The sequence below is a fragment of the Alphaproteobacteria bacterium genome, assembly GCA_016870095.1.
Classification (GTDB): domain Bacteria; phylum Pseudomonadota; class Alphaproteobacteria; order Paracaedibacterales; family VGCI01; genus VGCI01.
This window is the reverse complement of sequence record VGCI01000007.1, coordinates 12,431-25,041: the sequence shown is the minus strand read 5'-3', so window position 1 is coordinate 25,041 and position 12,611 is coordinate 12,431. Positions and strand designations below refer to the sequence as shown.

Annotated in this window: 8 protein-coding genes; 5 read left to right on the top strand and 3 right to left on the bottom strand. The window is 41.5% G+C overall.

The genetic code is table 11. The annotated features are described in order from the left end of the window. Nucleotides 1-17 precede the first annotated feature (17 nt). The 4 genes from FJX03_06235 to FJX03_06220 all read left to right on the top strand — a co-directional run bounded on the left by FJX03_06235 (nt 18) and on the right by FJX03_06220 (nt 4,979). Nucleotides 18-965, top strand: a complete 948-nt coding sequence (locus tag FJX03_06235) for a hypothetical protein (protein ID MBM3633283.1) — start codon at nt 18-20, stop codon at nt 963-965. A 358-nt stretch (nt 966-1,323) separates the two neighbouring features. After that, on the top strand, nt 1,324-2,115 hold the full coding sequence (locus tag FJX03_06230; protein MBM3633282.1) for a ParA family protein: 792 nt from the start codon (nt 1,324-1,326) through the stop codon (nt 2,113-2,115). Further along, complete coding sequence (locus tag FJX03_06225) at nt 2,112-2,999, top strand: ParB/RepB/Spo0J family partition protein (GenBank protein ID MBM3633281.1); 888 nt, start codon at nt 2,112-2,114, stop codon at nt 2,997-2,999. The genes FJX03_06230 and FJX03_06225 overlap by 4 nt, the downstream gene beginning before the upstream one ends. A 12-nt stretch (nt 3,000-3,011) precedes the next feature. Continuing rightward, on the top strand, nt 3,012-4,979 hold the full coding sequence (locus tag FJX03_06220) for an acetoacetate--CoA ligase (protein ID MBM3633280.1): 1,968 nt from the start codon (nt 3,012-3,014) through the stop codon (nt 4,977-4,979). Between the two features lie 17 nt (nt 4,980-4,996). Here the strand turns inward: FJX03_06220 and FJX03_06215 are convergent, their stop codons facing one another. Further along, nucleotides 4,997-6,451, bottom strand: coding sequence for a TrkH family potassium uptake protein (locus FJX03_06215; GenBank protein MBM3633279.1), 1,455 nt, complete (start codon nt 6,449-6,451; stop codon nt 4,997-4,999). A 143-nt stretch (nt 6,452-6,594) separates the two neighbouring features. Here FJX03_06215 and lpxK point away from each other — a divergent pair, with 143 nt between their 5' ends. Beyond that, entirely contained in the window at nt 6,595-7,572 is a 978-nt protein-coding gene (gene lpxK, locus FJX03_06210) for a tetraacyldisaccharide 4'-kinase (GenBank protein ID MBM3633278.1), read from the top strand. 42 nt (nt 7,573-7,614) lie between these two features. Here the strand turns inward: lpxK and FJX03_06205 are convergent, their stop codons facing one another. Further along, the gene (locus FJX03_06205) at nt 7,615-10,458 is read right to left on the bottom strand and encodes a translocation/assembly module TamB (protein ID MBM3633277.1); all 2,844 of its coding nucleotides are present in this window, start codon (nt 10,456-10,458) and stop codon (nt 7,615-7,617) included. Beyond that, nucleotides 10,459-12,399: a hypothetical protein gene (locus FJX03_06200; protein MBM3633276.1), complete on the bottom strand. Its 1,941-nt coding sequence runs from the start codon at nt 12,397-12,399 to the stop codon at nt 10,459-10,461. Between the last annotated feature and the right edge of the window lie 212 nt (nt 12,400-12,611).

Sequence of the window (12,611 nt, the reverse complement as noted above, 5' to 3'; positions counted from 1 at the left end):
CATTAGGGAGAATTTATATGCGCCACTTTTCTTACGGTCTTATTTTTGCCAGCACGTTTTTAGCTCCTGTTTCTTACGCATCAGAGCCAATAATTGAATCAAACCTTATACTTTCACCCCCTGTGTTGGAACTCGTTAATCAATGTAAAAGCGCTAAAAATATTCAGTCTGTCAGTCAAATTCTAAGTACTCGCGTAGCTGATAAAAGTGTATTATGCGCCGACATTACTCATAAAGGGTTCCTGAATGCAGCTTTAAAAGAAGGTCTCATCGGCGCTAAGGCAGCTACCGTTCTTGCCTGGTGTAACGGATATGCCCCCGAAAAAGAGAAGACCGGTGGTAAGCAAGGAGAAAAAAAAGCAGATGCTCAACCAGCCTTGCCAAAGTTGAAGCCTGCTGGAGAGCGTCCAGTATCTTCTGCAGTTCCAAAATCTCCTGAACATAAAAGAATCGTCTTACGTCCAGTGATTGCCCAAAAGAAAGAAGGTCAAAATATGCAAGCCGCTGAACAACAAGTTCTGGCAGCCCAAGAAGCCGTTCAAGCAAATATAATTCTATTAGAAAAAACTATCGATCCCAAGAAAGCAGAGAAACTTAGTTCGCTAAAAGCAAGAGAACGTGACGCCCAACAATTGGAAAAAAAAGCAAAAGAAACCTATGACAATTTAACGATTGCCGTAATGGGAATGCGCTCAGACATTATTGAAAACAACTCCCCGAACCTGGCAGAACGATTTAACAACCATGAGGTTGCTTGGGCAAAAACACAAGAAGATCAAACACCTGAAGACTTTGTAGTCAATCTCGGAATAGAGCTTAATGCCAAGAGAATTAACTTTACAGGACCTTCTCAACAAACATATAACACACTGAAAGATCTTCTCAAACAGGCTCAACAAAACTACGCTGCTGCCTTATATCAATTAGAAATGATTAATCGCGAACTTTTAGAACTCAATCACTAAAAATAAGAATTATGGGAGGGATGGCCTATCCTTCCCATAATAAAAGTTGAATTATAAATCAAAAATCGTTAGATTCTGAGAAGTTGTATTGTAAAAATGCTCTTTACTGAAAAATGTTCTTTTAAAAGTGCTATTGTTGATTTATTAAAGACTTTTTTTCGGCCAGTAAATTATGTTATTCAGCTACAATGACAGAATTCAATCCCCTGAGAGTGATAATATTATCTTGAATCTTAAAGATGCTCAAAAGTAAATGAATCGATCTACTAGAGAGTTTACAAAGAATCAGGTATAAATATGATTATGAGATCATGAAAATACATCTTTAACAGACGATAAATGGAGCTTTGGCAAGACAATGAGTCGAATTTTTACCGTATCAAATCAAAAAGGCGGTGTGGGGAAAACAACAACGACTGTTAACCTTGCAACAGGGCTAGCTGCCGTCGACAAACGTGTTTTGATCATCGACTTTGACCCCCAAGCCAATGCATCTACGGGTCTGGGCTTAAGCAAACAACGACGCCTTCTCAATTCATATGGCCTCCTACTTGGTGACTACACCATGAGTCAAGTTATCGTAAAGACAGCTATACCCGGGCTATGTATCATCCCTTCTGCCATTGATTTGTTGGGCGCAGAAATTGAACTGGTGGGCATGGAGCGTCGGGAATATATCTTGAAAGACATTATTGCCCCCTACATCCATATGTTTGACTATATTTTGATTGATTGCCCGCCTTCTATGGGCCTTCTCACTTTAAATGCCATGGTTGCTGCCACGGATGTAATTATCCCCTTACAGTGCGAATACTACGCTCTAGAAGGTTTGAGTTATTTACTCGGATCTATTCAAAAAATCAAAAAAACTTTGAATCCGGGACTATCTCTTTTTGGAATTGTACTCACCATGTTTGACCGGCGCAGCTCCCTATGCGACATGGTCGCGAAAGATGTGCGCTCCTACCTAAAAGATAAAGTATTTGAAACCGTTATCCCGCGGAATACAAAGGTATCAGAGGCTCCAAGCCATGGTAAACCCGCAATGATTTATGACTTCAAGTGTACAGGATCTCAGGCCTACATGTCCTTGGCCCGAGAAGTTTTAATTCGAGACGCTCAGCTTATTCAGGAGGTAAAAGTCGCATGATGGAAACAGAAGCCAAAAAAAATCCCTTAGGTCGTGGGCTTTCAGCCCTTCTTGGCGAATCTGCTATATTAGAAAGCGAAACACCTGGCACCATATTTTCCCTTCCTACCCTTGCTATAAAGCCAGGAAAATTTCAGCCTCGCTACTGTTTTGACGATGAGAAACTAACAACGTTAGTTGATTCCATCCGTGAAAAGGGCATTATTCAACCGCTCGTGGTCCGCACTTTGCAAAAAGCGGACGGCGTTCTTGAGAGTAACACATATGAAATTATTGCCGGTGAGCGTCGCTGGCGCGCTGCGCGGACACTCAACTTAGAGACTGTTCCTGTTGTCGTGCGCGAGTATAGCGATCGTGAAGCTCTTGAGGTCGCCCTCGTAGAGAACATTCAGCGCGATGACCTGACTCCTATTGAGGAGGCCGAAGGGTACCACCGTCTTCTGGAAGAATTTAATTATACTCAAGAAGAATTGGCCCGTTCAATCGGAAAAAGCCGCAGCCATGTGGCGAATATGCTTCGCCTCAACCAACTTCCAAGCCACATTAAAGACATGATTCAAGAAGGTAAGATCACAGCTGGTCACGCCCGAACTCTTGTTAATTCAGAAAATATGGAAGAGTTGGCTCAAAATATTATCGACAATAATCTCAATGTTCGCCAAGCCGAGCAACTCAAGAAAAGAAACTCCACAAAACCAAATCTTGAGATTCCTGATTCTGAATTTATTCAACAAACCAAGATTATTGAAAATGAGATTGCAAATCTTTTGCGCTTAAATGTTTCCTTAAAAGTGAAGCAAACAGGAGCAACCTTAACTGTACAATTCAATAGTTATGAAGAGATTGATGAATTTATGGATAGATTGAGGGCCATCGAAATTTAAGGGAGTTTTTTCATGACTTCCGATATTCTCTGGCGCCCCTCTCCAGAGGCCATTGAACAAGCCAATCTCACTCGTTTTATTGCGACAGTTCACACAAGTTACAATTCGACTGTGACGGATTTTCCTTCCCTTTACACGTTTTCCGTGCAACATCCAGACTCCTTTTGGCGGGCGGTTTGGTCCTTTTGTGGCGTCATTGCAAAGGATCAAGGTGAACGCGTTCTTGAAAACAATCACGACATTGAAAATGCAAAATTTTTCCCCGACGCTCATCTTAATTTTGCTGAGAATCTATTGAGACGAAGAGATCAAAGTATCGGCATTACGTTTTACGGGGAAGACAAAATTGTTCAAAAACTTACCTTTCAAGAAATTTATCAGCAAACAGCAAAGATTGCTAATATATTTAAACAGTGGGGCATTCAACCGGGAGATCGTATTGCCGGATACTTACCCAATTTACCGCAAACCATTATTGCAATGCTTGCTGCGGCCAGTTTAGGCGCTATCTGGTCCTCTTGTTCACCTGATTTTGGCACACAAGGTGCTATCGATCGCCTTTCGCAAATAACGCCCAAAGTTCTGCTGATCGCCGATGGTTATTTCTATGGCGGAAAAACTTTTGCCTACCTTGACAGGCTACCCACCATTCGCAGCCACATTCCCTCTTTAGAAAAAGTCATTATAATCCCCTATATATCCACGTCCGAAGCTATCAGAGCCCAGGATATCGATAGCCCCTTTGACCTTTGGGATGAGCTCCTCACAAGCACAAAAGTCTCAACTCTTGACTTTATACCTTTACCCTTTGCTCATCCTCTTGTAATTCTTTTTTCCTCAGGCACAACAGGAATCCCGAAATGCATCGTTCACAGTGCAGGGGGCACCTTGCTGCAGCACCTAAAAGAGCATCAACTCCACTGCGATATAAAACCCAATGACCAGGTTTTTTACTATACGACCTGCGGGTGGATGATGTGGAATTGGCTTGTTTCGGCATTAGGAAGCGGCGCAAGTCTCGTCTTGTATGACGGTTCCCCCCTTTATCCCCAACCTACGGTCTTATTCGATATTGCAGAAAAAGAGGGGATTACTTTATTTGGTACATCTGCAAAGTATATTGATTCTTTAAGTAAGCTGGGCGTTAATTTAATCAAAACCCACCCTCTTCCTCTTTTACGCATGATCACCTCAACAGGATCACCCTTATCGCCCGCCAACTATGATTACGTTTATGATTCCATAAAAAAAGATGTATGTTTAGCTTCGATTTCAGGCGGCACAGACATCATTTCTTGCTTTGTTTTAGGAAATCCTATCGGTGATGTTTGGCGTGGGGAAGCTCAAACACGCGGACTGGGCTTGAGCGTAGAAGTCTACAATGAAGAAGGCCAATCGCAGATCAGTAAAAAAGGAGAACTCGTCTGCACGAAACCTTTTCCCTCTCAACCTTTAGGATTTTGGAATGATTCTTTAAGACATAAATACCATACCGCTTATTTTGATCGTTTTCCCAATGTCTGGCACCACGGAGATTTTGTGGAATTAACTCCTCAAGGAGGCATGATCATTTATGGCCGTTCGGATACCGTCTTAAACCCTGGAGGAGTGAGAATAGGTACAGCAGAAATCTATCGTCAGGTCGACCAAATACCTGAAATTCATGGCTGTGTTGCTGTGGGACAATCTTGGCAAAATGATGAACGCATCATCTTATTCGTTCAGCTGAATGAGGGCCTAACGCTGACAGAGACCCTTATTCAAAAAATCAAAACTCAGATTCGACAAAACACTACGCCGCGTCATGTACCCTCCAAAATCATTGCTGTTACGGATATACCGCGCACAAAAAATGGCAAAATTGCTGAACGTGCGGTTCGCGATTTAATTCATGCAGAACCGATTAAAAATCAGGAGGCCCTCGCCAACCCTGAAGCTTTTGATCAATATATCAATCATCCAGAACTCGCAAAAGATTAAGAAACTTACAGGTTCTCTTAATCTTTCCAAAATGATGGCATGAAAAGAATTAAAATCGCTAATAACTCAAGGCGGCCTAAAATCATTCCAAACATTAAGATGCATTTAGATCCAATATCTAAATCAGCAAAAGAGGCTAAGGGTGCAATCATCGGCGTCAACCCTGGCCCTAAGTTGCCCAGTGCAGCTGCAGCGCCCGTTAAACTGGTCACAAAATCCAGTCCGCAAATTGATAATCCGCCGGTAAGAAGAATTAAGCAAAAAGCATACAGTGTTATAAACGTAAACACAGACATCGCAATATTTTCAGAAATTTTTTGAGACTGGTATAAAGGAACATATATCCCATGGGGACGCCGCAATTGTCGCATATGGCTCAAAGCGACGGCAATTAAAACTTGAAATCGAAAGATCTTAATTCCTCCAGAGGTGGAACCTGTACATCCCCCGACCAAACTTAATAGAAAAAACAAGACAAGTGGAAAAGATCCCCACAACGTGTAGTCTTCTGTTGCGTATCCTGTGGAGGTGATGACTGAAATAACCGCAAATGCAGAATAGCGAAGACTCCTCCAAAAATTGATCTCCTGATGAAGATTAAGCCACAACGCTCCCAAAAGAGATCCAATTCCAATGATACTTAAATACACCCGTAATTGGCTATCTTTCCAAACCGCTTTAAAGTTGCGATGCCATAATTTGACAAACAGAATAAACGTCATTCCTCCCATAATCATGAATGCCATCAAAATGAGCTCAATAGATAGGCTACGATAGGCACCTATGGAAAGATCTTGGGTGCTGAGTCCGCCCGTAGATACCGTACACATAGCATGACAAATCGCATCAAACCATTCCATGCCTGCCAAATGAAGAAAAATAGCGCATGTAAAGGTAAATACAAAATAAATGGATAAAATGGCAGAGGCAATTTGAGAAAGTCGAGGTAAAATCTTTTCAGAACGATCCGAAAATTCGTTACGAAATAACTGCATTCCCCCAATGCGCAAGATTGGTAAAATGGTCATGGCCATGACGATAATACCCGTCCCCCCAAGCCACTGCAAAAGAGCACGCCACAACAATATACCTCTGGGAACTTTATTCAAATGGGCCAAAACTGTGGATCCAGTTGTTGTCAGCGCCGAAACAGATTCAAACCAACTATCCAAAAAATTAATCGACAAAGAGGACCAAAAGAAAGGCAGCCCCGCAAATAAAGACGTGGCAATCCAACTAACCGTGGTTAACAAAAATGCTTCTCTTACCCGAAGTTCGGTTTTACCTTCGGACCGATTAGATAATACCAACAAAGTGCCCACTAGCCCTGTTAGGAAAGAAGAAATTGCAAATCCTCTCCATCCACTTGTGTGGTAAATCAACAATTCCACGCTTAAGGGAATTAGCATCGCAACAGAGCTAATACTAAGTAATATGCCGATTAGGTAAAAAACCGCCCGAAATGCGATCACAGCTTTCTTTGCCTCTTCGTTTCAAAAATTTTTTTTCTAATCCCCTCGAGCATACTCTCAAATGAGGCGTGTTGACAATCCATTGACAACTCTGCTCATGCTCTTATACCTTTCATCATCATATACCCTTGGGAAAGATTCTTATGTTTCTATCACCCCCGAAATTTTGGAATAAACCTGGCAGTGTCCTGTCCTATATTCTTGAACCTTTCAGTTGGTTCTATCGTATTGGCACGGTTATTCATAATCGAATCTCAAAGCCCTATCAAGCATCTGTTCCTGTAATTTCTATTGGAAATATTATTCTTGGTGGTGCAGGTAAAACCCCTGTAACAATTGCAATTGCAAAAACTTTGATAAGTATGGGATACACACCCCACATCATTAGCCGTGGGTATGGAGGAGTCCTGAAAGGGCCCTTACAAGTCAATCTTGAGCATCAATACTCTCAAGTGGGGGATGAGCCACTCCTTTTAGCAAAATATGCTCCAACGTGGATTTCTAAGAATCGTAAAGCCGCTGTCAAGTTAGCCATAAAATCTGGCGCCGATGTCTTGCTTTTGGACGATGCGCATCAAAATTACACTCTAAAAAAAGATTTATGCTTTGTTGTTGTTAACGGCTCAAACGGATTTGGAAATGGACGAGTTTTTCCAGCAGGGCCTTTACGACAATCCATTCAATCCGGGTTAAAAGAAGCCACCACAATTGTTTTTATCTCCCAAGATAATGACCCAGTGCCCCCCGCGTTACGCTCAATTTCCTGTCCAGTCATTCAAGCCAGAATCATTCCCATTTCCCCAAAACCATGTGCTGTGATGGGGTTTGCTGGCATTGGATATCCAGAAAAATTTCGCCAAACTCTCGAACAAGCTGGGTATGAAGTGAAAATTTTTAAATCCTTTCCTGATCATTATCCCTACACTGAAGACGATTTACGAAAATTACGGATGAGAGCCCGCGTGGAAAAAGTTTTTCTCATCACAACAGAAAAAGATGCAATGCGCATTCCTCATAACTGTCGCAATAATATTCTTATCCTTCCCATGGATTTAGCGTTTGAACCCGCCTCATCACTTGAAACTGAGTTAAAGAAAATGCACACGCGCATAGAGAGTTGAGCATATACTTACAGGATTATTAAATCAAAAACCCAAAAGAGATTAGTACTTTTTCACCCAAGCAAATCCAACACCTGTATTTTTGTTTCCCCCCACATCAGCTTCAATTTTAAAAGTAGGCGTTACATCAAATTGAACGGTTGCAGTTGTTTCCCCATCTCCGCTTACCGATTGATCTAAAGACAAATACACTTTATCAGAGAGTTGTTTGCCTACACTCACCAACTGGCTAGCGGATTTAAAATCTTCCCCCTCAATGGGTTTTCTTTCCTTAAATTCTAGAACATCCAGGCCAAATGCCGAACGAATTTTATTGGTAAAATTCAAATTATTTTTCCCTTTAAATGAACTGAGTGCATTGGCCAAAAGCAACCCTTGAGTTCCAGATATACTGTCAAGACCACCACCAAATAACAACCTTGCAAGTACTTCCTCTTGAGATAACGCCGGCGTCGAAGAAAAGGTAATCTTTGGATTTGAGGCCTGTCCCTCGACGCGCATTTTTGCTGTTATTTCATTGACCTCTCTAGTTCCCACCACAGATAATAACGGATCATTTTTGGGATCGTGGGAATAAATAATTTTTCCTTCTTCTAACTTCAGAGGTTTACCCAACAAATCAAACCGTCCCCGCACAAGATTAATTTCACCCACGATATAAGGATCCTTTATGCTACCCACTACTCGCATTTTACCTTTCCATTGAGAATCCAGCCCATAACCCCGCACGAAAATTTCTCCTGGAGATGTCAGGTTAATATTTAAGGGTAGGAAAGAAGAATTATGATGATGCTGCGTTTGGTGGTGACTATCTCGAGCCGCTTGATAGGTTCCATTTTTTCTTTTCTCTAATAACTTTATTGTCATGATTTTTTCAGAGTAATCTTCAAGACGTATCTCTAAAGGCTGAATGATTATATCCCCGGTAATCTTCAGATTTGAAAATTCTGGTGTTGACAAGAAACCTTGAATTTTTAAATCCCCACTGGCCTTGCCTGAGAGCTCATCATTTTGAAGGATAATGAGCTTTGCCAACTTCAAGTGCAGATCAATTTCTGGATTCAGAATGGACGTCAATTTTATTGTACATCGACCGCTCACATTTCCTACTGCATTATCTTGACCTCTTATACTTGATATCGTAATCACATCTCGCGTAGCTTTACCTTCTATACTAATGTTCCGAATCAAAGTTCCAAAACTGGCATTTTCATAGAGACCATTAACTACAGATATACGTCCATCTATCGCAGGTTTTTCCACAGTGCCTCTGGCTATTAAATCTAATGAGGCGCGTCCTTGAATTAAGTCTCCGTTCCCCATAAACAAGGAAAGAATTCGCATGTCCGCTTGCCCCTTAAGAAGCCCTTCAAATGAACTTGTCGCTGTTGGATACCATTGGTCGACAGAAAGTTTTCCTTCAGAAACGAGGGCAAACGCACTCCCTTTCCCCAATTTAACATTCCAGGATAAAAATCCTTGAGAAAGCTTAAAAGCAGTGGAGACATCGATTCTCCCCAACTGATTTTTCTCCCCCTTCAGCACTTGTAAAGGCTCCCCCCATTCCAAAGATTTCCCTTCCAAGATAAGTTCAGCATCAGGCTTTTCAAGAGTGCCCTTTAAAATTCCCATACCTGTTAAGGATCCGGTAGCAATCCAATCTGGGTTAATAACACGCAGAATTGTCAAAGGGAGTCGATCAATACGCATATTTCCAGATAGAGTCTCCTCATTAATAGTTAAGTCATCAATCACAAGGGTTCCACTGCCTGTTGATATCGAGACTTTGGGGGTGCGAATGTCATTTTCACCCCATATAATTGTTGTGGGTTGTTTTAAGAAAAATTGATGTAAGGGATGCGTTAATTCGGCCCGTTTTAGTGTAATTTCCGTTTGAGAAACTTCATCGGTTGAAAGATCAATAACCCCTTGAGTGTGAAAAGAAATATTTTGGGGGCCCTTGGCGACGACATCAAAATCCCCTTGTCCCTGTTCTAAAGATCCCCGCGCCAATAAATTTGAAAACGGAATATTGTTCAATAAAAGTTCACGACCCTGAAGAGTTAATTTCCATCGATCTTTCTCATCAAAATGGGCCTTAAATTCCAAGGATTTTGACTCAAAGTCCCCATAATGAAATTGCGCGAGAAGTGCCTCCACATTTCCTTGACCTTGAAAACTTTTCTTAAAAGTTAAATGGGCAGAACCCTGCAATCCCATTTCAACCCAATGATCATAAGCCCTGAGATTGGCAACGGAAATAATGCCTGTTCCTTCCCATTTATCTTCTTTAGGATAAATAATACTTTCTCCGTGGCCCGCAATTTCTTTTCCTGTCAAAGTAATATCTTTAAATTTAAGACTATCCAAATCTGGTTCTTCAATTTTCATGGTTAAAGACAAAGAATCTTGCCCATCTTCAAGAACTGCGCTCGCATTTCCTTTTATCAGTTTTAACTCTGGAAGATCGACAATAACAGATGTTAAAAGACTCTTATGCCAAAGAGGCAATCCTTCTCCCTGAAGGCTCGCAAAAAAAGCATGCTTATCAATTTTATAAACTATATCACCTACCAATTTATGAGCCACGACGAGGTTCACTTTTATTTTCTGACTTAACAAATCAGGCACAGACCAAACTGCCGAGATATTTGACAATGAAGCCACATGCTCTTCCTTATTTTTCAATTCAAGTGTCGTCACCTCAAATTGAAAAGGAAAAAGACCTCGAACTCCTTCCACTTCAAGTTTGAAGGATGAGTTTTTAAATGGTTGATTCACAATGAATTCCAGAAGCGTTTTTTTAGCGTGCTGTGATTGCAACACAAATAAGCAAATGCCTAATGTCACAAGTACAATTCTGATAATCCATCTCCATAATTTCATTTAAAATGCCTGCCCTATGCTTATGTAAAATTGATAGGCAGAATCTATTGGTTTGGGTGATCCGTCCCGACGCCGTTTCATGGGCACTGCCACATCAAAGCGAATGGGGCCAATACCTGTGTAATAGCGAATTCCTGCACCCACTCCCCATAGGCGTGCTTGACTCGAAAGATCGGGTGTCGCTTGACCAGAGACAGTACCTGCCTCAGCAAATACGACGAACCCAATTGTATCAGTCACTTTAAAACGTCCTTCAAGGCCATATTCTAGAATGGATCGCCCTCCCACAGGAATACGACTCCCATCAAGGGGGCCCAAAAGTTTATATCCATACCCACGCACAGAACCAACACCCCCTGCATAAAAGCGTTTGTTGGGTGCCAAATTGTCGATTGAGGATACCCCAATGGTTCCCCCATGAGCCCAACCCGCAATCACAGCTCGACTATCTTTCATGAGTCTTAAGTAATAACTTCCTTTTGCCGTGGAAATTAAAATTTTCTTATCTAATCCTGATTTGCCAAAATAAGGGGTGACTTCCACGCTTAAGCGCCCTCCCTTTGTAGGATCAATGAGATCATTTGATTCATCAATTTGCACTTCAAGAGGTAATCCTACCCATCGATTCAAGAAGATAACGTTAGCGCGCTTTGATTTGCCAACCTCTCCCGTTATCCCGACCATTCCTTTTATCGTTTCAGAAAAAGGATGTTCCAGACGCATACCCACATCTAAAGAGCGACTCGTATAGGCCCGATTTTTCTCACGAGTTCCACTGATTTCACTACGCAAATGCTGCTCCGGCGCAAAAATATCAGGAATATCAAGATCAATCTTGGCTCTGCTAAATTTGGGAGAAATGCGAAGCATCGTCCCAAGATTTTCACCCGAACCAAAAATATTACGATGCGACCAAAAAGCCTGTCCACCAAAACCTTCCGTTGTCGCATATTTAAGACCTGCTCCAATGGTGCGTGGCGGGCCTTCTGTTACCCGAACTTTCAAAGGCACCACCTTAGTCTCACCTGCTGCTTCGTCGGGTTTAATTTCAACTCCAGAAAACAGTCCTGTTCCCATTAATTTTCGATTTGTATTATCCAATTCACGTTCATCAGAAGACCCGCCTTCTTTCCAACCAAATCGATTTCGGACAAATTGGGGATTAAGATTTTTTAATCCTTCAATATTTGTTTTTCCATAGAAACTGTGACAACCAGAATTCACCCGGAAGAGAATATGCAAACGTTTGGCCTCTCGATCAATTTCGGCTTCCGGCTCTGCCATTTCAACAAATGGATATCCATGATCCCGTAAATATTTAGCTAGCCGCAGAGTGGCATCTTGAATACGATTTAAGTCCACTTCATCATTAATGTTTAGTTGATGAAATTTTGCGGCTTTACTTTGAGAAATGGGCAAAGGTTCTCGAGAGTTTTCGGTAGCAAGAACCGTAATCTTTGATATTCGATATCGTTCACCATGCGTATACGTCAAAGTTACCTCAAGAGGAGAAACTTTGTCGTTAATTACAAAATCTACCTGACCGTCAAAATATCCTTTTTCAGCTAAAGCTTCCTTAAGTCTTTCAATATCATTTCGAATGCGTTGATGAAAACCGTGAAGACTTGTTGAGGGATGCTTTTCCAGTTTTATTAACAATGAGACGGCTTTTAAGTGGTCATCAGCTTCCTTAACAAATTCTTCCCCGCTTTTGAGATTAATCTTAGTTGTATAAGGGATGCGGGGAAGATCAAGCTTCATATCTTCTGCAACCTCTTTATTGGCTTCTTCAAAAAACCAAGAACACCCCCCCATCAAAGGTAAACACAACAAGAGCCAAAAACCCGGAGACGAAGCCCAAAAAAACATATAACGAACCCAAGAGCCAGAATGGAGACGTGCTTGAAGTTTTAACTTTTTTCTTTTTTTCAAGTATGACATCAAATTCCTATACGTCGTTCCATTTACGGATGGTGGCTTCAATAAAGTTGAGTATAGCAAGGGCGAAAGCAATGATAAACAAGGAATCACCTTCCCATCATTGCAAGGAGCGTAAGGATGCGGCAATTCACACTCTAAAAATCACAGCCCTAATTATTCATTAAATAAAATACAAGGATTGCTTCTGGGGTGGCTTTTCAGGCCGGCTTCTT